Origin of the sequence: Kribbella deserti (genome assembly GCF_042434725.1) — a bacterium.
In the GTDB taxonomy this organism is placed as follows: domain Bacteria; phylum Actinomycetota; class Actinomycetes; order Propionibacteriales; family Kribbellaceae; genus Kribbella; species Kribbella deserti.
Map to the genome: position 1 here is coordinate 158,315 of NZ_JBHLTC010000001.1, position 23,456 is coordinate 181,770.

Consider the following 23,456-nt stretch of genomic DNA (forward strand, 5'->3'; position numbering starts at 1 on the left):
CGGCGCGGGTTGATGTGGCTGTCAGTGCTGGAACACTTGCCGTATGAACACCGACAATGACTACATTCCCAGCCCGACGCAGTGGGTCCGGGAGGCCGTAGAGACGATCGAGAGTGCCGGCGATACCAAGGCGGCCGGCATCAACGGTATGAGCGTCGTGCTGATCACGATGAAGGGTGCCAAGACCGGCGCGATCCGCAAGGTGCCGTTGATGCGGATCGAGCACGAGGGCGTGTACGCGGCGGTGGCCTCCGACGGCGGCGCCCCGAAAAACCCCGTTTGGTACCACAACCTGGTCAAGAACCCGACCGTCACCCTGCAGGACGGCACCGAGATCGGTCAGTTCGTCGCCCGCGAGGTTTCCGGCGCGGAACGGGACCTGTGGTGGCAGCGCGCTCTCGAGGTGTACGCCGAGTATGCCGAGTACCAGAAGAAGACCGAGCGCATCATCCCGGTCTTCCTGCTGGAGCCCACCAAGGGCTGAGCTCTCCCATGTGAGACGCTGAGGCGCGTAGTCCGACGCACGGCGTCGACCGAGATCTGGGAGTCCTCCTGACCACACACGACGCGGTGCAAGAGCCCTTCGCCGTCTCGACGAGACTGCGGCTGGCCGGACTCGCGCTGCATGCCTACACCGCGAGCGGTTCGGTGCTCGCGCTGCTGATCGTGATCGCCGCCATCGATGGTGACGCGGTCCGGGCGCTCTGGCTCGGCCTGGCCGCGCTCATCATCGACGGCACCGACGGCATGATCGCGCGCCGGCTGCGGGTCAAGGAGACCATTCCCTGGTTCGACGGCGCCCGGCTCGACGACATCGTCGACTACCTGACCTACGCGTTCGCGCCGATCGTGCTGCTGTGGACCGGCGACTACCTGCCGGAGGGCGCGATCGGCGCCGTGCTGGCGGCGCTGCCGTTGCTGGCCTCGAGCTACCAGTTCTGCCGGGTCGACGCGAAGACCGATGACCACTTCTTCCTGGGCTTCCCCAGCTACTGGAACGTGGTCGCCTTCTACGTGGTGATCCTCAGCCTCAGCCCGACCGTCACCGGCATCATCCTGGCGGTCTGCTCGGTGCTGGTCTTCGTCCCGGTGAAGTACGTGTACCCGTCGCGGACCAAGGCCTTCCGCTCGCTGAACCTGCTCACCACCTGCGTCTGGCTCATCGCGTACGCCGTACTGCTGACGCAGATGCCGGATCCGAGCACGGTGGTGGTGGTCATCTCGCTGGCCTACCTGGCGTACTACGCGGGGTTGAGCCTCTATCTGACCGCGAAGGCCTCCCGAAAGAGCGAGCCACAGCCCGCCACGGTCGCGAGCGACTGACCGGTGGTTCTGGGACTCGGTGCGGCACTCGGGGCCGCCGCGCTCTTTGGAGTGGCGGCCATCTTGCAGGCGATTGGCTCGCGCAAGGTGCCGACCGAATCCGAGCTCGACCCGCGCGACCTGGTCCAGTTCGTCGGCAGGTTGCTGCGGCAGCCCGCCTTCCTCGCGGCGCTGCTGCTGAACCTGATCGGCTTCGTGCTGCACTTCATCGCGCTGCGGCACCTCCCGCTTTACCTGGCGCAAGCCGGGATCGCGGGCAGCCTCGCGGTGACCGCCCTGCTCGCCACGCGGGTGATGCACGACCGGCTCAGCGCGGTCGAATGGTCGGCCGTAGTCGGTATGTGTGCTGGTTTGGCTTTGCTCGCCGCCTCCTCGGGTCATGCTGGGGTGGACACCGCCGGCACCGGCCTGAAGGTCGGCCTGGCGGTGGCGTTGGGGGTCATCGCGGTGATCGGGCTGCTGGTCTCGCGTTCGCAGCACGCGATCGCGACCGCCGTGCTGGGATTGCTGGCGGGCTTCGGCTTCGCCGGGGTGGCGATCTCGGCGCGGCTGCTGCCCGAGGGGGGCCTCGGCGCCATGCTGCGGGGGCCCACGGCGTACACCTTGGCGGCCAGTGGGGCGCTGGCCTTCCTGCTGTATTCGATGGCTTTGCAGCGTGGCACGGTAACCGTCGCGACCGCGTCGATGATCGCGATGCAGACGATCACGCCCGCGGTTGTTGGCGTCGTACTGCTGAGTGACGAGATCCGGGCGGGTTGGGCCGTTGGCGCGATCGCCGGGTTCGCGATCACCGCCGCGGGCGCGATCGTCCTGGTTCGCTTCGAGCGCGTGCGCGACGAAACCCCAGCACAACCCGGCGAACCAGGCGAGCCTTCCGATGAGGCTTCGAACGGCGCGCAGGCCCCGGCTTAGCGACTCGGCCATTTCCACGCCGGTTCGTCGAGAGGCCCTTGGCCGTCGAGGGTGGTTTCGCCGAAGGACTTGATCAGCTCGATCGTGCTCAGCTCGATGCCGAGCTCACCCGAGCCGCCTTCCAGGGCCGCCAGGAACGGCCGGGAGTGCGTCACCACGATCACCTGGGTGTCCTTGGCCGCGGTGACGACCAGATTCGCCAATGCCGGCAGGAGATCCGGATGCAGGCTCGTCTCCGGCTCGTTGAGGACCAGCAGGGCCGGTGGCCGTGGAGTCAGCAGAGCGGCGACCCAGAGCAAGTAGCGCAGGGTGCCGTCCGAGAGCTCGGCCACCGACAACGGCCGCAACAACCCATGTTGGTGGAACGCCACCTCGAACCGGCCGCTGTCAGTGGTGACGGCCACTCGACTGCCCGGAAACGCCTGCTCGATCGCGTCGTCCAGCGCTCCGGGCGGCCCGATCTCCCGGATGGTCTGCAATGCCGCCGCCACGTCGGCACCTTCCGGCCCGAGCACCGGCGTCCGCGTCCCGATCTGTACCTGTCGCGCGGGGGCATCCGCGTCCGTTCGCAGGTGGTCGTAGAACCGCCACGACCTGATCCGCTCCCGCAGCGTCATCAGCTCGGGCGCCCGTTGAGGATCGGCGAATTCGCTCAGCATGCTGTCGAACGTCTGCAGCTGATGGCCGCCATCCGTCCAGCCGCCGTCCTCGCCGCGGATCCGGACCCGCCCGCCCTTGCGCTCGACCAGCAGCGCCGCAGGCCGCAGGAACGGCCCGGCCCACAACGCCTCCTGCTTGATCTCCGGATCCAGGCTGAAGGCGGTACGCCCGTGCGGTTTCGGTAGTCCGAAGTCGACCGCGTAGCCGTAGTCGTCCGACGCGAAGCCCATCCGCAACGACACCGGCCCGGCCCGGACGGTGCCCTCCACGGGATGCTCGCCACGTCGTACGGCCTTGCCGATCACACCGGGCCCGGCCCACAACGTCGACGGCAGGCCGCCCTCCCGCGCGAGCGCGGCCACCGCCCCGTTACGTGACGCGTCCGCGAGCAACCGCAACGACCGGTACAAACTGGATTTCCCGGTGCCGTTGGACCCGGTCACCACGTTCAACCGGCCGAGCGGCAGCACGAGTCGCCTCAGTGACCGGTAGTTCTCGATCGCCAGCGTTTTCAGCATGAACCGCAACGTACACAGGCCCGCCGACAGTTCTAGAGTGGTTGGATGACAACGTTCCGCCACGCAGTCCGGGCCCTCATCGTCGACGAGTCGGACCACGTGCTGCTTTGCCGGTTCGACCTGGTGGACACGGCCGGCAAGGTCATCCTGGCGGCGCCCGGCGGTGGGATCGAGCCAGGCGAATCCCTGCTGGCGGCCCTGACCCGGGAGCTGAGGGAGGAGATCGGCCTGGAACTCGACGGCCTGGACCCGCGACACCTGTGGAACCAGCAGGTGGAGGACCCGCGCTACGCGCCCGGGTTCGATGGCGTCATCAACGACCACTTCGTGCTGAAGGTTCGACGGTTCGAGGCGCGCGGTGCGATGACCGACGAGGAGCTGGCCGCGGAGAACGTGACCGAGTTCCGGTGGTGGTCACTCAAAGAGCTCGAAGAGTACGACGGGGAGGCGCTCTTCTCCCCGCGGGCCCTGCCGCGGCTCTACCGGGACTACCTTGAACAAGGCGTCCCGGCAGAGCCACGACGGCTCGGCGTCTAGGCCAGGGAGTCGGCCCAGGCCTGGTGGAGGCCGGCGTATTGGCCGCCGCTGCCGATCAGGTCGGCGGGGCTGCCGTCTTCGAGGATGCGGCCGTGTTCGAGTACGACCACCCGGTCGGCCGTTTCGACGGTGGACAGCCGGTGCGCGATCACGATGGCGGTCCGATCGGTGAGGATGGTCCGGAGCGCGCGCTGAACCAGCCGTTCGCTCGGGATGTCGAGGCTGGAGGTGGCCTCGTCGAGGATCAGCACGGCCGGATCCGCCAGGAAGGCCCGGGCGAACGCGACCAGCTGGCGCTGGCCGGCGGACAACCGGCTGCCGCGCTTCTCCACCGAGGTGTCGTAGCCGTCCGGCAGGGCCGAGATGAAGTCGTGCGCGCCGATCGCCTTCGCCGCGTCCACCACCTCCGCCATCGTCGCGTCGGGCTTACCGAAGCGGATGTTGTCCGCGACGGTGCCGGTGAAGAGGAAGTTCTCCTGCGTCACCATCACCACCCGCTCGCGCAGGTCGTCCTCGGTGAACTGGCGCAGGTCGATCCCGTCGAGCAGAACGTCGCCACCGGTCGGATCGTAGAACCGGGCCACCAGCTTGGCGATCGTGGTCTTGCCCGCGCCGGTGGTTCCGACCAGCGCGAGCGTCTGGCCCGCCGGGATCTCCAGGTCGAGCCCCGGCAGGACCTCAACCCCGTCGACGTACGAGAACCGCACGTCGCGCATTTCCACCTGCCCGCGGGCGTCAGCCGGCTTGGCCGGTTCGGCCGGCTCGGGTACGTCCGGCTCCTCCGCCAGGACGGTCGAGAGCTTCTCCAGCGCGGCACTGGCCGACTGGAACGTGTTGTAGAACTGGCTGATCTCCTGCAGGGGCTCGAAGAACTGCCGCAGGTACAACGTGAAGGCCGTCAGTACGCCGACCGTCACCCGGCCGTGGTAGGCCTCCCACGCGCCGTACACCAGAATCGCGACGATCGTGATGTTGCCGACGCCCTTGACCGACGGCATGAAGATCGCGTTGATCCGGAACGACTCGAGGTTCGCCGCCCGGTACTTGTCGTTCACCCCATGGAAGATCTCCTCGTTGCGCGGCTCCCGGCGAAAGGCCTGCACCGCGCGGATGCCGGTCATCGACTCCACGAAGTGCACGATCACCAGCGCGACGGTTTCGCGGGTCCGCCGGTAGACCTGGGCCGAACGGCGGCGGAACCAGGCCGTGATCGCGAAGAGGACCGGGAACGACAGCAGCGCGGCCAGCCCGAGCTTGAGGTCCAGCGTCAGCAGCAGGATCGCCGTACCGAACAAGGTGAGTACGGCCGTCACCAGGCCGTCGAACCCGGTCTCGAGCATCTCGTCGATGACATCCACGTCCGAGGTCAGACGCGAGATCACCCGGCCCGAGGTGTACTTGTCATGGAACGACGGGCTGAGCCGCTGGAAGTGGTCGAACACCCTGCGACGCAGTCCAAGCAGAATCGTCTGCCCGAGCTTCCCAGACCGCATGAGGAACATCTGCCGGGCGAAGGCCTGAATGATCGCCGAGGCCAGTACGAAGCTCACTACCGTGACAAGGGTGGTTGCACCCTCTCCCGCCAGGATGGGCGGGATGCCGTGGTCGATACCGAGATGGACCAAGTACGGCACGGCAAGGCGGGCCGCGTTCTCCACGACCACGATGACCACTAGTAGCCAGATGAGCTTCTTGTGCGGGCGAAGGAGCTCGCCAAGCAGCTTGCGCGATTGCTCCTTCAGTACGAGTGAAGCCGCCTGGGGAAGGTCGTCGCCGTTCTCCTCGGCATAGCCGCGCCAAGCCTGTTCTGACGTCTGGGTCATGCGTGAACCCCCTCTTCCGCCGCAAGAAGGTTCCTGTACGCCGGAACCGTGGCGAGCAGTTCCGCGTGCGTACCGACGTGGGTGATCGTTCCGCCCTGCAGGAGCGCGACCTGATCCGCAAGCATCACCGTGGAGGCCCGATGCGCCACCACGATGCCGGTGGTCTCCGAGAGCACGTTGCGCAGCGCTTCTTCCACCAAGGCCTCGGTGTGTACGTCGAGCGCCGAGAGGGTGTCATCCAGTACCAACACCGCAGGCCTCGCCAGAACCGCCCGGGCCAACGCAAGTCGTTGGCGCTGGCCACCGGACAACGACATGCCTTGCTCACCTACGCGGGTCTCCAGGCCCCACGGCAGGTCATTCGCGAATGTGGCCTGGGCGATCTCCAGAGCCTGCTGGATGTCTTCCTCGGTCGCATCCGGCCGACCCAGCGTGAGGTTCTCCCGGACGCTCATGGAGAACAAGATCGGGTCATCGAAGGCCGAGGCGACGGCAGAGCGCAGCGACGGCAAGGTCAGGTCCCGCACGTCGTGGCCGTCGATGGTGATCCGCCCGGCGGTGACGTCGTACAGCCGCGGGACCAAGGCGGTCAGGGTGGTCTTGCCCGAACCGGTGGCGCCGACCAGAGCGAGCGTCGTACCGGGTGGCAGGTCGAGGTTGATGTCGTGCAGTACATCGGGGGAGTCCGGCGAGAACCGGAACCCCACGCCCTCGAACCGCAGATGCCCGCGTGGCTCGGTGAGCTCGTCCGGACCGGAGGTGATGGTGGGATGGGTGTCGAGGATCTCGGTGATCCGGTCGGCCGAGGTCATCGCCTCCTGGGCCATCGCGAGAATGAAGCCGAGGGATGCCACCGGCCAGATCAGCGACAGCATCAGCGTGAGGAAGGCGACCAGCGTGCCCAAGGTGATGGTGTCGTTGCCGACGGCCAACGCGCCGAGCAGCAGCACGATCACCAGCGTGAGGTTCGGGATCACCTCGAGAAAGGTCCAGAACCGCGAGGCCAGCCGGACCTTCTCGATCGAGGAGCCGTAGAGCTTGACCGCGTCGTCGTTGAACTGCGACTTCACGTGCTCGCGGCGGCCGAAGGCCTTGATCACGCGGAAGCCGAGCGCGGACTCCTCGATCGTGGTGGCCAGATCCCCTTGCTGGTCCTGCACCCGGCGAGAGATCGCCAGGTACTTCTTCTCGAACCGCAGGGACATCCAGATGATCGGCACGGCCGCGGCGACCACGATGATGCCCAGCGGCCAGTAGAGATTGAGCAGCAGGATGGTGACGACCACCAGCTGCAGGATGTTGATCACCAGGAACAACAGGCCGAAGCCCATGAACCGGCGGATCGTGGACAGGTCGACGGTGACGCGGGACAGCAACTGCCCGCTCTGCCAGCGGGTGTGGAAGTCCATCGGCAGAGCCTGCAACCGGACGTACAGGTCACGGCGGAGAGTGGCTTCGAGATCGCTGACGGCCCGGGACTGGGCCCAGCGGCGCATCAGGACCAGGCCGGCCTCGGCGAGGCTGAGCGCCAGCGCCAGCAGGCCCAGGGGGAGCAGGAGGTCGAGTTCGCGGCGGACCACCGGCCCGTCGATGACAGCGCGGATGACCAGGGGAATCGAGAGGCTGGCTGCGACGCCGAGAATGGCGGTGCTGAACATCGTGACCAGCCGCCACTTGTGCGGCCGGAGGTAGGGGGTCAGCCGGAGCAGATTACGGCTGCGGCGAGGGGTTCTGGAGGAGACGGGTCGGATCGAGGGAGCTTTGACTGTCTGCTCGGACGGCATCTGGAGGGGCGCACTTCCCATCATGCTCGGCAGTGGGGATCGGCGACCGCAAAACGGCGCGATTTCCAGTATCGCCCAGCCGGTAAGCGCTTGTCCTGTCTTTTCGGTGCCGGCTTCGGCTACCGGCGTGTCCCGTGATCAATGCACCGGCCGCGCTCGCCCAGAGCCCCGCGAACTCATTGCGAACCGCTATGAGTACCACCTCGCCGTACTGCTTCGTAGCCCTCGCGGAAGGCCTGGGCGGACTGTATGGTGACGGCCCGCGGCGCGCCCGTCGCGGACAGTGAGGCTCAATGAAGGGGCAGATGGTGTCAGCGAAGACGCTCTATTCCCGAGGCGCGATCAGCGTGATGGCGGTGCTCGCGCTCGCCGTGCCACCTCCAGCCGCCGCCGTGTCACCTCCAGCCGCCGCGGCTCCAGCTCCGGCCGCCGCAGCTCCACCTCCGGCCGCTGCGGTCTCGGCTGCCGCCGTGATCGAGGTGGATACGAAGGAGGAGTTGCTCGCCGCGCTGGCCGCAGCGAAGGCGGGTGACACCGTCTTCGTCACCGGGACGGCGTCGATCAACCTGACCGGGCTCAAGCGGATCGCCATTCCCGCCGGTGTGACCCTGGCCAGCGACCGCGGCCAGGCCGGTTCGCCCGGCGCTCTGCTGTTCAACACCGAGCTGGACCTCGGGCAGCGGGAGGCCTGGGCGCAGTTCGCGCTCAAGGGCAGCGGAGTACGGATCACCGGCCTGCGGCTGCGCGGGCCCGACCCGGAGATCCGCGATGACGCCTACCAGTACGACAACTCCCGTGGCATCGAGGCCGTCGACGCCTCGGATCTGACCGTGGACAACAACGAGCTGTCCGCCTGGTCGCACGGCGCGGTGTATCTGGCCGACACGCTGGAGGCGCGGATCGCGAACAACGACATCCACAACAACCGGCGTACGGGCCTCGGTTATGGCGTCGTGCTGTACAACAACTCCAGCGCGGTCATCGAGTTCAACACCTTCCGGCAGAACCGGCACGCCATCGCGGGCAACGGCCTGCGCACGCAGCGGTACGACGCCAGGTACAACCTCGTGGTCGACAACGCCCGCTCGCACGGCTTCGACATGCACGGGGAGAACGAGGCCCTGGGCAACGGCGCGCCGTACGCCGGGGACGTCATCCACATCAAGCACAACAGTTTCCGTTCGAGCGCGCAGGCCGCCATCGCCGTACGGGGCAGGCCGTACACCGGCGCCTGGGTCTCGGGGAACTGTTTCGCGCACGCCAGCCGCGATGCCGCCGTACTGCAGCGTCATTTCACCGGCAACCTCACCGTCGGCACCAACACCTACGGCACCACCACCGGGACTTGTCACCAGCTGGGCGGCCGGCGTCCCGTCGGCTGGCGGATGTCCGCCTCCGGCACGGGCAACTGGCAGGACCTCCGGCCGTACACGTTCGACGTGTCCGAACTCGGTTTCGGCGACTTCAACGGCGACGGCAAGACGGACGTGTTCCGCGCTACCGGGCACCGCTTCTACTACTCGCCGGGTGGAACCGGGCCGTTTGTCGCCGGGGCGTTGTCGAACGTGACCCGGGCCGGGACGCGGTTCGGCGATTTCGACGGCGACGGCAGGACCGACGTCTTCTCCGTCGCCGGGGAGCAGTGGCGTTTCTCGTCCGGGGCGACCGGGAACTGGCAGGCGCTGAACACCTCTTCGGTGCCGCTGGCGGATCTCCGGTTCGGCGACTTCGACGGTGACGGCAAGACCGACGTGTTCCGCACGGACGGCACCCGCTGGTACTACTCGTCGGCCGGGACGTCCGCGTGGCGGCCGCTTGCCACGGCTCGGCTCGATGTCGGCTGGATGGGCTTCGGCGACTTCGACGGCGACGGTAGAACCGATGTGTTCGCGCTCGTTGGCGACCGCTGGCAGTACTCGGCGGGCGGCGCCGGCAACTGGACGCCGCTGGCCACGTCCGGTGCGCCGGTATCCGCGCTGCGGTTCGGCGACCTGGACGGCGACGGGCGCACGGACGTGTTCCGCACGAGTGGAACCCAGTGGTTCTACTCCTCGGGCGGACGCGTGTCGTGGGCGCCACTGGCGTCGGCCACGTGCCCGCTGGGCAGTCTGGAACTCGCCGACCTGACCGGCGACGGACGAGCCGACGTCTTCGCCGGCCGGTGCGGCGCCTAGCGTGATCGGGTAGTGCTACTCAGGCGTTAGGGCGTGGGCGGGCGCCAGGATTCCAGGCATGACGAAGACGAAGCCGGTTTCCGAGGCCCTGGGGGCGCTCGCCCTCGCCGTTGCGATGACGTTGGGCACGCTGTTAACCAGTCTCGGTACCCGTTTGCTGGCAGATAAGCCGCTCTGATCGGGATCCGCTGACAATGACAGTCAAATCGTTACCCTCTGTAACACTGTTGCCTCCGGCCACGATGTAGCCAGTGAACGGGGCTCCTGACGGCCGCGCCTCATCGCGTCCGTCACTCCGCAGCAGAGCAATGCTGCACAAGGGTTCTCCACCGTGCCGCGGTTCGATCGCATCGACCGCGCGTGGGGCCCGCACATCGCACTCCAAGAGGAGTCATGTCATGACAGTCAGAACCAGGATCAGGGCACTCACGGCGGCATCCGTCGCGCTCGTCGTCGCCGGATCGAGTCTGGTGGCGGCAACGCTCCCGGCGAACGCGTCGGCGCAGTTCGGTTACAGCGGCTATGCGCACGGCACGCTGGTCGCCAGTGGCTTGGTGAACTCCGGCCCGCAGGCAGCCAGCTTCTTCGGTTGCACCAGGCAAGTACCGCTCTTCCGGTCGAACACCCTGGCGTCGGCCGTCGTGGGCGGACAGGCACTGGCGCATACTGTTGCCACCCGCACCTTTACCCACAACGACTCGCGCGGCGACGGCACCACCAGCTTCGCAACGGCCGCGAACATCCGGATCGGCCTGCTGTTCGAGCTGGTCGGCGCGCAGAGCTACTCGCAGGCGGTCTACAAGAACGGCAAGTTCCAGATGGTCTCCGGGTCCCGCTTCGCGGGGGTCAAGATCGCCGGCCTGTCCGTTCCCGGTCTGCTGAACCCCGCGCCCAACACCACGGTGAACGTGCCGGGGCTGGGATTCCTGCAGCTGAACCGCACGATCAAGACCCAGACGCCGCAGAGCGCAACGGCCAGTTCGGTAGCGGTCCTGATCCACTCGACCGTCAGTAACCCGTATCTGCCCAAGGGCGCGACGATCGCACTGCTGCTCACCAGCGCCTCGGTCGGCGGACCCAGCACCGCGCTGCTGCGTGGCAAGGCCTACACGACCCAGGTGAACGTCGGCAACATCGTCACCTCCGGGCCGACCTCGCTGCAGACCACCTGTTACGGCACCAACGGCGCCCTGCGAACGGTCAACGTGGCCGGCCTCACCGTGCCGAACGTTGTCACCGTCAACGGTCTGAGCACCAGCCAGGCCGGATCACTGCGACCCACCATTGCCACCGGCAACATGTCGGCGACCGTTGCCTCGGTCAATCTTGGCAATGGCGCGGTGAAGCTGTCCGCCGTGACAGCCCGAACGTCGGCCACCAAGACCGGCGGTAGGTACTACACGTCCTGGAGCACCTCGATCGGCTCCCTGGTCATCAACGGCCGCTCGGTCCCCGTACCGACAGCTCCCAACCAGCAGATCAACGTGGCCGGCCTGGGCACCCTGACCTTCAACAAGCTCAGCCGCACCACGGGCTGGATCTCGGTCACGGCGGTCGAACTACGCATCACCGCCCTCAACACCACGGTCCAGATCTCCCACGCCGAATCCGGCATCGTCGGCTAACAGTGCCCAATCGGCGCACTATCGCCGGTTGACGAAAACCGCGGGCCGGCCTCCCAGACTCCCTGGACGAGGCCGGCACCGCCACGCTCCGTAACCACCGTCGGATCGCCCTCTGGTGTACGGCGAGGAGGTGCGGACGTCCTCCGGGGTGGCTAGTTGCGGCCGCCGAAGCGCCAGGGGTGGACTTCGGCGTTGGCGGTGGCGGGGAAGACGGTGGCGGCGGACTCGGCGGATGGCGCTTCGAGCAGTACGGCGTGGCCGATGCGGGTTTCGCCGTCGAGGGCCAGCAGATCGCCGTACACGATCAGGTGTTTCGACGCGGCGGGTTCAGGCGCCGTCGGATCCAGGCTGAAGACGAGGAACCGCTCGTAGTCCTCGACCGCCTCGGTGAACTCCCACATCGTGCGACCCGCGAGATTGCGGAAGCGGTGGAGCAGGACGGTTTCGAAGGCGCCGGCCAGGTAGTAGGGCTCTTCGTAGGCGAAGGCCCGAGCGGCCGCGATGTCCGGGAGGTCCACGATGTGCAGGCTGCCGGTCGAAGCCGACTCGTCGGGGGTCATCGTCGGACCGCGCGCGATCAGCCGGTCGGCGTACTCGTCCATGAAGGACCAGTGTTCCTCGCGGAGCCGCACCTTGAGGTCGAAGGCGCCGGGCAGGTCACGGCCATAGACGAAGTACTCCACAGCGCGTGAGCCTAGACGAAAACCGTTGGCGGCCATGTCGAATTTCCGGACGCTGTTCCGATGTCCCGGTGACGCCAGAACCGAACCGAAGGAGCCAGCCATGGCCTCGACCGTGCTCTACATGTCGGTATCTCTCGACGGCTTCGTCACCGGACCCAACGTCAGTCCCGAGAACGGCCTGGGCGACGGCGGCGAGCGGCTGCACGAGTGGATCTTCCCGGCGGACCACGCGGGAGACTTCGATGCCGCCGTGCAGAGGCTCGGACCGGCGAACCGGCAGATCTGGAACGAGATGATGTCGACCGGCGCGGTGATCGCCGGGCGAGCCACGTTCGAACCCGCGGGCGGTTGGGGCGGCGACCACCACGACGGCGTACCGATCTACATCCTCAGCCGGAACCCGGCTCCCGCCTGGGCGGCCGACTGGCCCCTGGTGCACTACGTGAACGACCTCGAGTTCGCCGTACGCGCCGCCAAGGAAGCCGCGGGGGACAAGAACGTGCTGGTCCACGGCTCAGGCATCACCCAACGCGCCCTCGCCGCAGGCCTACTCGACGAGCTCGAGCTCCATCTGGTCCCGATCCTGCTCGGCGCCGGCCAACCCCTCTTCGGCCACCCCGGCCCCGACCCCCGCACCCTCGAACGAACCCGAGTCCTCCCCGGCGACTCCGGCGTAACCCACCTCCACTACCGCCTCAACCACTGACAACGAGGAGATGAGCGCGGGCGGCCGCGCGTGGCCCACCTGGGGAACGGGGTCCTGGCAGGGGGTCAGGGTCCGGGCGATCCGCTGGCTGAGAAATTCGGCGTCGTGCCTGACAAATCCGAGCAGGGCGGCCCGCCTGTCCTCCCAACAACCAGCACCTGCCGGTCCCGATCCGCGTCGCCCATACCGGCGACTCTGCCAGCGCGGGTGTTCACCGCACGCAAAAGGCCCCCGGCCGGGTGGCTGGGGGCCTTTTCTTGGAGCGGGTGACGAGAATCGAACTCGCGTAGCCAGTTTGGAAGACTGGGGCTCTACCATTGAGCTACACCCGCGTTCGCGCCGGTTTCCAGTGGCGCCCGGACATGATTTCACAACTCGTCCGGGAGTGCCCAATCGGGGCCGAACAGGGGGTGGCAGCGAGCATGGGTCTGCGTCCACTAGACTCGTGCGGTCGCCACCGGGGCGTAGCGTAGTGGCTAGCGCGCCTGCTTTGGGAGCAGGAGACCGCAGGTTCGAGTCCTGTCGCCCCGACAAAACCCTCCGCGAGGCCGTGTAAACGGCTGCGCGGGTGCAGTACCGATCAGCGTCACCGACCAAGGAGAACCGCCACCGTGAAGAGCACCGTCGAGTCCGTGAGCCCGACCAAGGTCCGGCTCATCGTCGAGGTGCCGTTCGAGGAGCTCAAGCCGAGCCTCGACGCGGCGTACCAGAGCATCGCCCAGCAGATCGTCGTCCCGGGCTTCCGCAAGGGCAAGGTTCCCCCGCAGGTCATCGACCAGCGGGTCGGTCGTGGACCGGTTCTCGAAGAGGCCATCAACGACGCGCTGCCCAAGCTGTACTCGCAGGCCGTGCAGGACAACCAGGTCAAGGCGATCGGCCGGCCTGAGGTCGACGTGACCGAGTTCAACGACAAGGAGAGCCTGCAGTTCTCCGCCGAGGTCGAGGTTCGTCCCGAGCTGACCCTGCCCGACCTGGACGGTATCGAGGCCAGCGTCGAGGACATCGCGATCAGCGACGACGAGGTCGACGAGCAGGTGGAGGCCCTTCGTCAGCGCTTCGGCTCGCTGAACCCGGTCGAGCGCGCGGTGCAGGACAAGGACTACATCACCCTCGACCTGTCGGCCAGCAAGGACGGCGTGAAGGTCGAGGAGGCGCAGGCCACCGGCCTGTCGTACCAGGTCGGCAGCGGTCAGCTGCTCGACGGGCTGGACGAGGCCGTGCTCGGTCTGTCCGCCGGCGAGTCGGCCACCTTCACCACCCAGCTGGTCGGCGGTGAGCTGAAGGGTGAGGACGTGCAGGTCGACGTCACCGTCACCGCCGTCAAGGAGCAGGAGCTGCCGGAGTTCGACGACGACTTCGCCCAGACCGCCTCGGAGTTCGACACCGCCGAGGAGCTCAAGGCCGACGTGCGCGCCCGCCTGGAGCGTGGCAAGCGCCTCGAGCAGGCCGGCGACGCCCGCGACGCGGTGCTGGAGAAGATCCTCACGCTGGTCGACGTGCCGGTGCCCGAGGGCCTGCTGACCGACGAGCTCGCCGCCCGCCGGGAGAACCTCGAGCAGCAGCTCGGCTACTCCGGGATGACCTTCGCGCAGTTCCTCGAGACCGAGGAGCAGACCGAGGAAGAGTTCGACGAGGACCTGAAGAAGCGCTCCGAGGACGCCATTCGCGCGCAGTTCGTGCTGGACATGGTCGCCGAGCAGCAGGAGCTCAGCGTCAACGACCAGGAGCTGACCGAGCACATCATCCGGCACGCGCAGCGCTCCGGTGTCAGCCCGGACCAGTTCGCCCAGCACGCCGTCGAGCACAACCTGGTGCCGAGCCTGGTGTCCGAGGTCGTTCGCGGCAAGGCGCTCGCCCACCTGGTCGAGAACGCCAAGGTCACCGACGCCTCCGGCAACGTGGTCGAGCTGAAGACCCTGCAGCCCGACGGCACGTACGCCGACCCGGCCGCCGAGGCCGAGGCCGCGCCGGCCGCTGAGGAAGAGCCCGTCAAGGCCTGATCTCCAGCAGCAAACTCCGAACAGCGGTCGCCCGCAAAGGCGGCCGCTGTTCTGTTTTCGCCAGCCGTGGGGTCCGCGTTCGACGTACGACTGGGTGCTGGGGAGGCCCGGCTGCACCGCTTTCGGTCGCTGGCTGACGGCGGACACAGTGCGCCGTGAGCGAACACCCGCCGGACCCGCTTAGGTCTGTCGATGCGGCCCAGTAATGTCGGCTTCGTGAACCAGACAAACGCAGCCATCCCCACCGCCGCCGGCGGCAGCGGATCAGGCGGACTCGACGACCACATTTACCAGCGCCTGCTGACCAACCGGATCATCTTTCTGGGGTCCGAGGTCCGGGATGACAACGCGAACGCGATCTGCGCTCAGATGCTGCTGCTGAACGCCGAGGACCCGAACAAGGACATCTGGCTCTACATCAACTCGCCAGGTGGTTCGGTCGACTCCGGTATGGCGATCTACGACACCATGCAGTGGATCTCGAACGACGTCGCCACGGTCGGCATGGGCCTGGCCGCCTCGATGGGCCAGTTCCTGCTCTGCGCCGGCGCGAAGAACAAGCGTTTCGCCCTGCCGCACGCGCGGATCATGATGCACCAGCCCTCCGGCGGTATGGGCGGTACGGCGTCGGACATCAAGATCCAGGCGCAGCAGTCGCTGCACATCAAGGCCCAGCTGTTCAAGCTGATCGCGGAGCACACCGGTCAGCCGCTGGAGCAGGTCGAGAACGACGCCGACCGTGACCGCTGGTTCACCGCGGACCAGGCGAAGGAGTACGGCTTCATCGACCACGTGGTCGCGAGTGCCGCTCAGCTCAGCAGCGGTAGCCCCAACTCCTGACCTTCCACTGAACCTTAAGGACACACCATGAACTACTTCATCCCGCAGTGGGAGGAGCGCACGTCTTACGGCATGCGCCGGGTCGATCCCTACACGAAGCTGTTCGAGGAGCGCACGATCTTCCTCGGCACCCCGATCTCGGACGAGATCGCGAACGCCGTGATGGCGCAGCTGCTGTGCCTGGAGTCGATGGACCCCGACCGCGACATCAGCATCTACATCAACTCGCCCGGTGGCTCGTTCACGGCGCTGACGGCGATCTACGACACGATCCGATACATCAAGGCCGACGTGGCCACGGTGTGCCTCGGCCAGGCCGCCTCGGCCGCCGCCGTGCTGCTCGCCGCCGGTTCGCCGGGTAAGCGGCTGGCGCTGCCGAACAGCCGGATCATCATTCACCAGCCGGCCACCGAGGGCACCTACGGGCAGTCCAGCGACATCGAGATCCAGGCGAACGAGATCCTGCGCCTGCGCTCGCTGCTGGAGAAGATGCTGTCCGACGCCAGCGGCAAGTCGATCGAGGAGGTTTCGCGCGATATCGAGCGGGACAAGTTCCTCACCGCGGAGCAGGCCGTGGAGTACGGCCTGATCGACGGAATCCTGGAGAGCCGCAAGGCACCGGTCCCGGCCGGGGTCTGATTCCGGATGACCGGTTATCGACGGTGCTGTCAAGAGGGGCGTGCGTTCGCCACCGGCGTAGCGATCGACGCGTGGGTAAGCACGGCGAATCGCCCCTCGGCGCGGTACCGTCGAACTGGGTCCGGGTTCGGCCCGGAACACCGGTCGACCTCGACTGTTGAGAGAAGGGATCACTCCCGGTGGCACGCATAGGTGACGGCGGAGATCTGCTCAAGTGCTCGTTCTGTGGCAAGAGCCAGAAGCAGGTCAAGAAGCTCATCGCCGGTCCAGGCGTCTACATCTGCGACGAGTGCATCGATCTCTGCAACGAGATCATCGAGGAGGAGCTGAACGAGGGCTCCGAGGTCGGTCTGACGGAGCTCCCGAAGCCTCGCGAGATCTACGACTTCCTCAACGCCTACGTCGTGGGTCAGGACGTGGCGAAAAAGGCACTCGCCGTGGCGGTGTACAACCACTACAAGCGGGTCCGCGACGGCCAGAGCTCTGCCAGCTCGGGCCGGCACGCGAAGGACGAGGCGGTCGAGCTCGCCAAGTCGAACATCCTGCTGATCGGCCCCACGGGCTGTGGCAAGACCTATCTGGCGCAGACGCTGGCCAGGATGCTCAACGTTCCGTTCGCGATCGCCGACGCGACCGCGCTGACGGAGGCGGGGTACGTCGGTGAGGATGTCGAGAACATCCTGCTGAAGCTGATTCAGGCCGCTGACTACGACGTCAAGAAGGCCGAGACCGGCATCATCTACATCGACGAGGTCGACAAGATCGCCCGCAAGAGCGAGAACCCGTCGATCACCCGGGACGTCTCCGGTGAGGGCGTGCAGCAGGCCCTGCTGAAGATCCTCGAGGGTACGACGGCCTCGGTCCCGCCGCAGGGCGGCCGCAAGCACCCGCATCAGGAGTTCATCCAGATCGATACGACGAACGTGCTGTTCATCGTTGGCGGTGCGTTTGCCGGTCTGGACCACATGGTCGAGCAGCGTGTCGGCAAGAAGACGCTGGGCTTCACGCTGGCCCGCGACGACGAGAAGATCAAGGAGACCAGCGGCTACGCGGACGTGATGCCGGAGGATCTGCTGAAGTTCGGCCTGATCCCCGAATTCATCGGCCGGTTGCCGGTGATCACCACGGTCTCGCCGCTGGATCGCGACGCGCTGATCAAGATCTTGTCGGAGCCGAAGAACGCGCTGGTCAAGCAGTACCGGCGGCTGTTCGAGATCGACAACGTCGAGCTCGAGTTCACCGACGACGCGGTCGACGCGATCGCGGACCAGGCACTGTTGCGCGGCACCGGCGCGCGTGGGTTGCGCGCCATCATGGAAGAGGTGCTGCTCAACGTGATGTACGAGGTGCCCAGCCGTGATGACGTCGCCAAGGTGGTCATCAACGCCGAGGTGGTGCTGGACAACGTCAATCCGACGCTGATCCCGCGCGACCAGATCGAGCGCAAGCGCGAACGGCGCGAGAAGACCGCCTGATCGACCAGCAGGCACAGCGAAAAGGGTCCCGGATTCAACCGGGGCCCTTTTCGCGTTCTGGACCGGTCTGCACGGATCGCGCTCAGGGACGCGGCTATAGGGACCGTCTGTAGGGGGAGGGGTCGGCCCCGCCCAGAGGTGGACGCGCGGTCGCACGGTCGTTTTCTAGGGTGGACGCGACGTGTCCACAACGACTTGGAGAGCCATGCTCACGAGAAGACGGACCTCGGCCCTGGTCCTCGCCGCTGCCCTGGTAGCTCCGCTTGCCATCGCCGTACCCGCCGCGACCGCGGCAGCCCCCACCGCCGCCTCAACCGCGGCGCGTGGGCCGGTGGTGCCGAAGATCGCCTGGGGTAGCTGCGGTGACAAGCCGGAGCTGAAGCCGTTCCAGTGCGCCTCGGTCGAGGTGCCGACCGACTACGACAAGCCACGTGGTGCGACCACCACGATCGCGCTCACCCGGCTCCCCGCGACGAACCCGGGCGCAAAGCTCGGTACGGTCTTCATGAACCCGGGCGGTCCTGGTGGTCCCGGCGTGCAGACGCTGCACCAGATCGGCCTGACCGCCTACAGCCCACAGCTCCGGGCCCGGTTCGACATCCTCGGCTTCGATCCGCGAGGTGTCGGGCTGTCCGACCCGACGACCTGCTTCCCGACGGCGGCCGAGGAGGCGAAGTTCTTCGAAGGCCAGGAGATCTTCCCGCTCGGCAAGGCGCAGGAGCGGGAGTACCTCAAGGGCAGCATTCAGCTCGCCCTGAATTGCATGACCACCTCGCCGGACCGGTTCGCGCACATGTCGACGGCCAACGTGGCCCGCGACATGGACCTGCTGCGACAGGCCGTCGGTGACAAGAAGCTGACCTACATCGGCTACTCGTACGGCACCTACCTCGGCGCGACGTACGCGAAGCTCTTCCCGGGCAAGGTCCGGGCGCTGGTGCTCGACGGCACGATGCAGCCCGAGTGGTACTCCGGTTCGGACGGCGATTCGCGTCCGCTCGGGGCCCGCATCCGGCAGGGCGAGGGTGGCACCGAGGTGCTAGCCGAGTTCAACCGGCAGTGCGCGCAGGCGGGAGCGAGCGCCTGCCCGCTGGCAGGTCTGGGCGACCCCGCCAAGGTCACGGAGGCCATGCTGCAGCGGCTGAAGGTCGAACCGGCCGTGGTCACGTTGCCCGACGGCACCAAGTTCTCCGTTAACTACCAGACGGCCGTGATGACGATCTTCTTCGGCCTGTACGACCCGGCCGGATACGCCGACCTCTCGGCCCTGATCACTCAGCTGGCCGTCGCCTCGGGTCAGTCGGCCAAGCGCGCGACCGTCGCCACGCAGCGGGTGCCGTCGTCAGTGCTGAGCTGGATCCGCCGCGCCGAGGACTACAGCGGTATCGGCTCGGGCCTGCAGCCGTGCATCGAGTCCCGGCAGAGCGGCCGTCCGTTCGCCTACCCGCAGTACGCCGACGCGGCCGACAAGGTGGCGCCGCACTTCGGCCGCGCCCGGACCTGGATCGGCCAGCCGTGCGAGTTCATGCCGATCCGCGACACGGACGCCTACCTCGGTCCGTGGAAGCAGACCACCAAGGAGCCGGTGCTGGTGATCGGTACCAAGTTCGACCCGGCCACGCCGTACCGCGCGACCCGGCCGTACACGGACTTCTGGCCGAACGGGCGCATGGTCACGGTCAACGGCTGGGGTCACACGATGCTCTACAAGAGCAAGTGCGCCGACAACCTGATCACCAACTACCTGGTGGATCTGAAGGCGCCGGCCGACGGCACGACCTGCGAGCAGGACCGTAAGCCGTTCGACCCGCTGCCGATGAAGGCGAAGAACACCACCACGATGACCCCGCTGTTCTGAGGTCTCGCTGGCCATTGCTGTTCTGAGGTCAGCGCAAAGGAATCGCCCGGATCCAGGTGAGGGGTCCGGGCGATCTTCCTTGCTCTGCTGGCGAAATTACTACTTCATTGCTTCGTAGGCCTCGTTGGCGATCGGGCCGACGGCGTCCACGTTCAGCTTGTTCATGGCGTCCTGCGCGATCACCGTGAGGGTGTTCGAGATGCGGAAGCAGCGCGTCATCAGCTTCTCGGCGCTCGGCACGCAGGAGGCTTCGCCGATCTTCTTGACCTGGTCCGGCGTGGCCCCATCGACCTTGATCGTCTTGTCCAGGTCGATCTTGCCGCGCAGCGCGATCACGATGAACATCTTGTCGCCGTTCAGATCGCCGTACGCCTCGACAGTGGCCTTCTTGCCGTTGTTGACCCGGCTCAACGTCTCCCGGGTGGTGTCGAGTTCGAGCTGCTTGCGCGTCTCGGCGTCGGTGATCCGGCTCAGGCCGCCGAGCTTGTCCGGGGTCTTGATGTCCCGGGTGGTGCTCAGCCGGCTCATCGGGCCGAGGCCGGCGAAGTACCCGAAGCCGGCCAGGACCAGCAGCACCGCCAGGATCGTACCGACGGTCAGCCAGGGGCTGCGCTTCGCCTTAGCCGGCTTGCCCGGGTCACCCCCATCAGCAGGGGTAGCCCCGTCAGTAGGCGGACCAGGCGGACCAGGCGGACCAGGCGGCACCACCGGGATCTCCCCGGTGTCCTCCTTGTCCGCCGACTTGTCACTCTTGTCAGCTTCCCCAGCCTTGGCCGCCGTACCGCCAGCCGTCGCCTCGCTAGCCGTCTCGTCAGCCGCCTTGACGTCGGCGGGCTTTTCACCGGCAGCAGGCTTCTCGTCGACAGCAGTGGCCTCAACGGACGCGGTACCGGCATCCGCCGTTGCAGCCGGTACTACGGCCTCCGCAGGCTTAGCCGCCTCAGCCGCCGGAACCTCCGCCGACTTGGCCTCTTGACCTGCCTGTGCTTCCGCAGCCTTAGCCGCCTCTGGAGCTGCCGGGGCAGCCGGAGTCGCCGGGCCGGCCGGAGTCGCCGGGGCGGCCGGAGTCGCCGCGGACGGGTCGGCAGGCGCTGCCGTGCCACCAGGGGTCGCCGGGGTCGCCGCGGCCGGGTCGGACTGCGCCGGGGTGGGGTCCGGGGCCGGGGTTGCCGGGGGCTTGGCGGGGGTTTCCGCCGGGGTCTTGGGGTCGCTCATCGCCTCAGGCTCCTCAGGACGTGCGTCGCGTTCGCGCCGCGTCGCCCCGATGCTCGCACACTCCAGCGGGCACCGGGGCCACCACACCGCGTGGCAATTACAGCGTCGCGACGACCTCGATGGTCTCGGCGTCGGTCTTGGTCCAGACGATCTCGCCGACGATCCGGCCGGCGGCGCGCAGATCGGCCTCGGCCTGGGCCGCCAGTTCGAGCCGTTCGCCCGGGCCGGTGACCTCGATCTTGGCGACCTCGGTCTTCATCGAGACCTGGGCCGTCGACTTGGCGCCGCGGATCTTGCCGAGCACCTCACCGGCGGCGACCAGCACCTGCGGGTCGTGCGCGGTGACGGCGACGTCGACCTCCGGCTCGGGCCACGAGGACGTGTGGATCGACCCGTCCTGCCACCACGACCAGACCTCTTCGGTCGCGAAGGGCAGGTACGGCGCGAGCAGGCGGAGCTGGACCGACAGCGCGATGGCCAGGGCGGACTTTGCGGAAGCCGCCGCCGCCTCGCCGCGGCCGCCGTACGCCCGCTCCTTGACCAGTTCGACGTAGTCGTCGCAGAAGGTCCAGAAGAACCGCTCGGTGATTTCGAGCGCGCCGGTGTAGTCGTAGGCCTCGAAGGCGGCAGTGGCCTCGGTGATGGTCTGCCGCAGGCTCTGCAGCATCGCCAGGTCGACGGCCTCGGTCACCACAGTCGGGTTGGCCTCGGTGACGGCGGCCGGGTTCTCCTCGGTGGCGCCGAACGACAGCACGAACTTCGACGCGTTCAGGACCTTGATCGCAAGCCGGCGGCCGACCTTCATCTGCGACTCGTCGAACGGCGAGTCCATGCCCGGCCGGGCCATCGCGGCACGCCAGCGCACCGCGTCCGAACCGTACTTGTCGAGGATCTCCGAAGGCACGATCGCGTTGCCCTTGGACTTCGACATCTTCTTGCGATCGGGGTCGACGACAAAGCCGGAGACCATCGAGCGGGCCCACGGCAACGTGCCGTTCTCGAAGTGGGCCCGGACGACGCGGGAGAACAGCCAGGTGCGGATGATCTCGTGCGCGTGCGTGTTCAGGTCCATCGGGAAGGTGCGCTCGAACAGGTCGTTGTCCCGCTCCCAGCCGCAGACGATGTGCGGCGTGAGCGACGAGGTGGCCCAGGTGTCCATCACGTCCGGGTCCGCCTCGAAGCCACCGGGCTTACCGCGCTGGGACTCGTCGTAGCCGCTCGGGCACTGCGACGTCGGGTCGATTGGCAGATCGGCCTCGGACGGCATCAGCGGGTGGTCGTAGTCCGGCTCGCCGTCGTGGCCGATCGGGTACCACACCGGGAAGGGCACGCCGAAGAAGCGCTGGCGCGAGATCAGCCAGTCGCCGTTCAGGCCGTCGACCCAGTTCATGTACCGGTGCTTCATGTGCTCGGGGATCCAGCCGAGCTCGTCACCGCGCTCGAGGAACTCCGACTTCAGCTCGGCGTCGCGGCCGCCGTTGCGGATGTACCACTGGCGGGTGGAGACGATTTCGAGCGGCTTGTCGCCCTTCTCGAAGAAGTTCGTCATCCGGGTGGTCGGCTTGGGCTCGCCGTCCAGGTCGCCGCTCTCGCGCAGCTTCGCCACGATCAGCTCGCGCGCGCTGAAGATCGTTTTGCCCGCGAGTTCGCCGTACAGCTCGGAGCCTTCGAGCCATTCCGGGGTGTCGCGCAGCAGCCGGCCGTCGCGGCCGATGACGGTACGGACCGGCAGTTGCAGCTCACGCCACCACTGGACGTCGGTCAGGTCGCCGAAGGTGCAGCACATCGCGATACCCGCGCCCTTGTCCGGCTCGGCGGCGGCATGCGCGACGACCGGCACCTCGACACCGAACAGCGGCGAGCGGACCGTCGTACCGAACAGGGCCTGGTAGCGCTCGTCGTCCGGGTGCGCGATCAGCGCGACACAGGCGGGGATGAGCTCGGGCCGGGTGGTCTCGATGTAGATCGGGCCTTCCGGGCCGTGGAACGCGACGCGGTGGAAGGCGCCGGCATACTCCCGGGCCTCCAGCTCGGCCTGCGCGACGGCGGTCTGGAACGTGACGTCCCACATCGTCGGCGCCTCGGACAGGTACGCCTCGCCGCGGGCGAAGTTGCGCAGGAAGGCGCGTTGCGACGTGCGGCGCGAGTCGTCGGAGATGGTCGTGTAGAGATACGACCAGTCGACGCTGAGGCCGACCTGGCGCCACATCGCCTCGAAGGCCTGCTCGTCGATGTGGGTCAGCTCGCCACACAGCTCGACGAAGTTCTGCCGGCTGATCGAGACCTGCTTCTTCGCGTCGGGCTTGGCCGGCGGCGTGAAGTCAGGGTCATACGGCAGGGTCGGGTCGCAGCGGACGCCGTAGTAGTTCTGCACGCGGCGCTCGGTCGGCAGGCCGTTGTCGTCCCAGCCGATCGGGTAGAAGACCTTCTTGCCGCGCATGCGCTGGAACCGCGCCACCAGGTCGGTGTGGGTGTAGCTGAAGATGTGCCCGACGTGCAGCGACCCGGACACGGTCGGCGGCGGGGTGTCGATCGAGTAGACATCGGCCCGCTCGGCCGTCCGGTCGAAGGCGTAGGTCTGCCGCTCCTTCCATACCGCAGCCCATTTCTCCTCGAGGCCTTCGAGGGTGGGCTTGTCAGGAACGCGGGACGTCTCGGTCATGCATGCAATCCTAGTGCCCGTC

General features: G+C 67.5%; 18 protein-coding genes and 2 tRNA genes. 13 read left to right on the forward strand and 7 right to left on the reverse strand.

The window, feature by feature from the left end; all coding sequences use genetic code 11:
• Nucleotides 1–43: 43 nt before the first annotated feature.
• From ACFFGN_RS00740 to ACFFGN_RS00750, 3 genes are all read left to right on the forward strand, one after another.
• Nucleotides 44–484, forward strand: a complete 441-nt coding sequence (locus ACFFGN_RS00740) for a nitroreductase family deazaflavin-dependent oxidoreductase (protein ID WP_380043248.1) — start codon at nt 44–46, stop codon at nt 482–484.
• Nucleotides 485–570: 86 nt separating this feature from the next.
• A complete protein-coding gene (locus ACFFGN_RS00745; RefSeq protein ID WP_380043249.1) occupies nt 571–1,323 on the forward strand; it encodes a CDP-alcohol phosphatidyltransferase family protein in 753 nt (250 codons plus the stop codon).
• Nucleotides 1,324–1,326: 3 nt separating this feature from the next.
• On the forward strand, nt 1,327–2,235 hold the full coding sequence (locus ACFFGN_RS00750) for a DMT family transporter (protein ID WP_380043250.1): 909 nt from the start codon (nt 1,327–1,329) through the stop codon (nt 2,233–2,235).
• Here ACFFGN_RS00750 and ACFFGN_RS00755 read toward each other — a convergent pair.
• Nucleotides 2,232–3,413 (reverse strand): AAA family ATPase, encoded by a 1,182-nt coding sequence (locus tag ACFFGN_RS00755; protein ID WP_380043251.1) that lies wholly within the window; start codon nt 3,411–3,413, stop codon nt 2,232–2,234. The genes ACFFGN_RS00750 and ACFFGN_RS00755 overlap by 4 nt on opposite strands.
• 45 nt (nt 3,414–3,458) lie before the next feature.
• On the opposite strand from ACFFGN_RS00755, the gene ACFFGN_RS00760 reads away from it, so the two are divergent.
• Nucleotides 3,459–3,950 (forward strand): NUDIX domain-containing protein, encoded by a 492-nt coding sequence (locus ACFFGN_RS00760; protein ID WP_380043252.1) that lies wholly within the window; start codon nt 3,459–3,461, stop codon nt 3,948–3,950.
• On the opposite strand, the gene ACFFGN_RS00765 is transcribed toward ACFFGN_RS00760, so the two are convergent.
• Entirely contained in the window at nt 3,947–5,773 is a 1,827-nt protein-coding gene (locus ACFFGN_RS00765) for an ABC transporter ATP-binding protein (protein ID WP_380043253.1), read from the reverse strand. The two genes, ACFFGN_RS00760 and ACFFGN_RS00765, sit on opposite strands and share 4 nt — an antisense overlap.
• A complete protein-coding gene (locus tag ACFFGN_RS00770; RefSeq protein WP_380043254.1) occupies nt 5,770–7,431 on the reverse strand; it encodes an ABC transporter ATP-binding protein in 1,662 nt (553 codons plus the stop codon). The genes ACFFGN_RS00765 and ACFFGN_RS00770 overlap by 4 nt, the downstream gene beginning before the upstream one ends.
• 431 nt (nt 7,432–7,862) lie before the next feature.
• On the opposite strand from ACFFGN_RS00770, the gene ACFFGN_RS00775 reads away from it, so the two are divergent.
• Nucleotides 7,863–9,731, forward strand: coding sequence for an FG-GAP-like repeat-containing protein (locus ACFFGN_RS00775; RefSeq protein WP_380043255.1), 1,869 nt, complete (start codon nt 7,863–7,865; stop codon nt 9,729–9,731).
• Nucleotides 9,732–10,129: 398 nt separating this feature from the next.
• Complete coding sequence (locus tag ACFFGN_RS00780; protein WP_380043256.1) at nt 10,130–11,356, forward strand: choice-of-anchor P domain-containing protein; 1,227 nt, start codon at nt 10,130–10,132, stop codon at nt 11,354–11,356.
• 152 nt (nt 11,357–11,508) lie between these two features.
• Here ACFFGN_RS00780 and ACFFGN_RS00785 read toward each other — a convergent pair whose 3' ends face one another.
• Nucleotides 11,509–12,039 carry a YciI family protein gene (locus ACFFGN_RS00785; RefSeq protein ID WP_380043257.1) on the reverse strand — a complete coding sequence of 177 codons (531 nt, stop codon included), beginning with the start codon at nt 12,037–12,039 and terminating at the stop codon, nt 11,509–11,511.
• Between the two features lie 100 nt (nt 12,040–12,139).
• Between ACFFGN_RS00785 and ACFFGN_RS00790 the strand changes: the two genes are divergently transcribed.
• A complete protein-coding gene (locus ACFFGN_RS00790) occupies nt 12,140–12,745 on the forward strand; it encodes a dihydrofolate reductase family protein (protein ID WP_380043258.1) in 606 nt (201 codons plus the stop codon).
• A gap of 258 nt (nt 12,746–13,003) precedes the next feature.
• On the opposite strand, the gene ACFFGN_RS00795 is transcribed toward ACFFGN_RS00790, so the two are convergent.
• Nucleotides 13,004–13,077, reverse strand: a tRNA-Gly gene (locus ACFFGN_RS00795).
• A gap of 126 nt (nt 13,078–13,203) precedes the next feature.
• On the opposite strand from ACFFGN_RS00795, the gene ACFFGN_RS00800 reads away from it, so the two are divergent.
• The 6 genes from ACFFGN_RS00800 (at nt 13,204) to ACFFGN_RS00825 (ending at nt 19,557) form a co-directional block, all read left to right on the forward strand.
• Nucleotides 13,204–13,276: transfer RNA gene (locus ACFFGN_RS00800), tRNA-Pro, on the forward strand.
• Between the two features lie 80 nt (nt 13,277–13,356).
• The gene (gene tig, locus ACFFGN_RS00805; protein ID WP_380043259.1) at nt 13,357–14,745 is read left to right on the forward strand and encodes a trigger factor; all 1,389 of its coding nucleotides are present in this window, start codon (nt 13,357–13,359) and stop codon (nt 14,743–14,745) included.
• A gap of 216 nt (nt 14,746–14,961) precedes the next feature.
• Complete coding sequence (locus ACFFGN_RS00810) at nt 14,962–15,585, forward strand: ClpP family protease (RefSeq protein WP_380043260.1); 624 nt, start codon at nt 14,962–14,964, stop codon at nt 15,583–15,585.
• Between the two features lie 27 nt (nt 15,586–15,612).
• Nucleotides 15,613–16,224, forward strand: coding sequence for an ATP-dependent Clp protease proteolytic subunit (locus ACFFGN_RS00815; RefSeq protein WP_380043261.1), 612 nt, complete (start codon nt 15,613–15,615; stop codon nt 16,222–16,224).
• A gap of 179 nt (nt 16,225–16,403) precedes the next feature.
• Complete coding sequence (gene clpX / locus ACFFGN_RS00820) at nt 16,404–17,699, forward strand: ATP-dependent Clp protease ATP-binding subunit ClpX (protein WP_380043262.1); 1,296 nt, start codon at nt 16,404–16,406, stop codon at nt 17,697–17,699.
• 205 nt (nt 17,700–17,904) lie between these two features.
• Entirely contained in the window at nt 17,905–19,557 is a 1,653-nt protein-coding gene (locus ACFFGN_RS00825; protein WP_380043263.1) for an alpha/beta hydrolase, read from the forward strand.
• Nucleotides 19,558–19,656: 99 nt separating this feature from the next.
• Here ACFFGN_RS00825 and ACFFGN_RS00830 read toward each other — a convergent pair whose 3' ends face one another.
• Nucleotides 19,657–20,772, reverse strand: coding sequence for a hypothetical protein (locus ACFFGN_RS00830; protein ID WP_380043264.1), 1,116 nt, complete (start codon nt 20,770–20,772; stop codon nt 19,657–19,659).
• A gap of 97 nt (nt 20,773–20,869) precedes the next feature.
• Complete coding sequence (valS, locus tag ACFFGN_RS00835) at nt 20,870–23,434, reverse strand: valine--tRNA ligase (RefSeq protein WP_380043265.1); 2,565 nt, start codon at nt 23,432–23,434, stop codon at nt 20,870–20,872.
• Between the last annotated feature and the right edge of the window lie 22 nt (nt 23,435–23,456).

What these genes read in the sequence shown, in the direction of transcription:
- ACFFGN_RS00740 (WP_380043248.1), top strand. Translation starts at nt 44, where the DNA reads ATGAACACCGACAATGACTACATTCCCAGCCCGACGCAGTGGGTCCGG.
- ACFFGN_RS00755 (WP_380043251.1), bottom strand. Translation starts at nt 3,413, where the DNA reads ATGCTGAAAACGCTGGCGATCGAGAACTACCGGTCACTGAGGCGACTC.
- ACFFGN_RS00760 (WP_380043252.1), top strand. Translation starts at nt 3,459, where the DNA reads ATGACAACGTTCCGCCACGCAGTCCGGGCCCTCATCGTCGACGAGTCG.
- ACFFGN_RS00765 (WP_380043253.1), bottom strand. Translation starts at nt 5,773, where the DNA reads ATGACCCAGACGTCAGAACAGGCTTGGCGCGGCTATGCCGAGGAGAAC.
- ACFFGN_RS00770 (WP_380043254.1), bottom strand. Translation starts at nt 7,431, where the DNA reads ATGTTCAGCACCGCCATTCTCGGCGTCGCAGCCAGCCTCTCGATTCCC.
- ACFFGN_RS00775 (WP_380043255.1), top strand. Translation starts at nt 7,863, where the DNA reads ATGGTGTCAGCGAAGACGCTCTATTCCCGAGGCGCGATCAGCGTGATG.
- ACFFGN_RS00780 (WP_380043256.1), top strand. Translation starts at nt 10,130, where the DNA reads ATGACAGTCAGAACCAGGATCAGGGCACTCACGGCGGCATCCGTCGCG.
- ACFFGN_RS00790 (WP_380043258.1), top strand. Translation starts at nt 12,140, where the DNA reads ATGGCCTCGACCGTGCTCTACATGTCGGTATCTCTCGACGGCTTCGTC.
- ACFFGN_RS00815 (WP_380043261.1), top strand. Translation starts at nt 15,613, where the DNA reads ATGAACTACTTCATCCCGCAGTGGGAGGAGCGCACGTCTTACGGCATG.
- ACFFGN_RS00825 (WP_380043263.1), top strand. Translation starts at nt 17,905, where the DNA reads ATGCTCACGAGAAGACGGACCTCGGCCCTGGTCCTCGCCGCTGCCCTG.
- ACFFGN_RS00830 (WP_380043264.1), bottom strand. Translation starts at nt 20,772, where the DNA reads ATGAGCGACCCCAAGACCCCGGCGGAAACCCCCGCCAAGCCCCCGGCA.
- valS (WP_380043265.1), bottom strand. Translation starts at nt 23,434, where the DNA reads ATGACCGAGACGTCCCGCGTTCCTGACAAGCCCACCCTCGAAGGCCTC.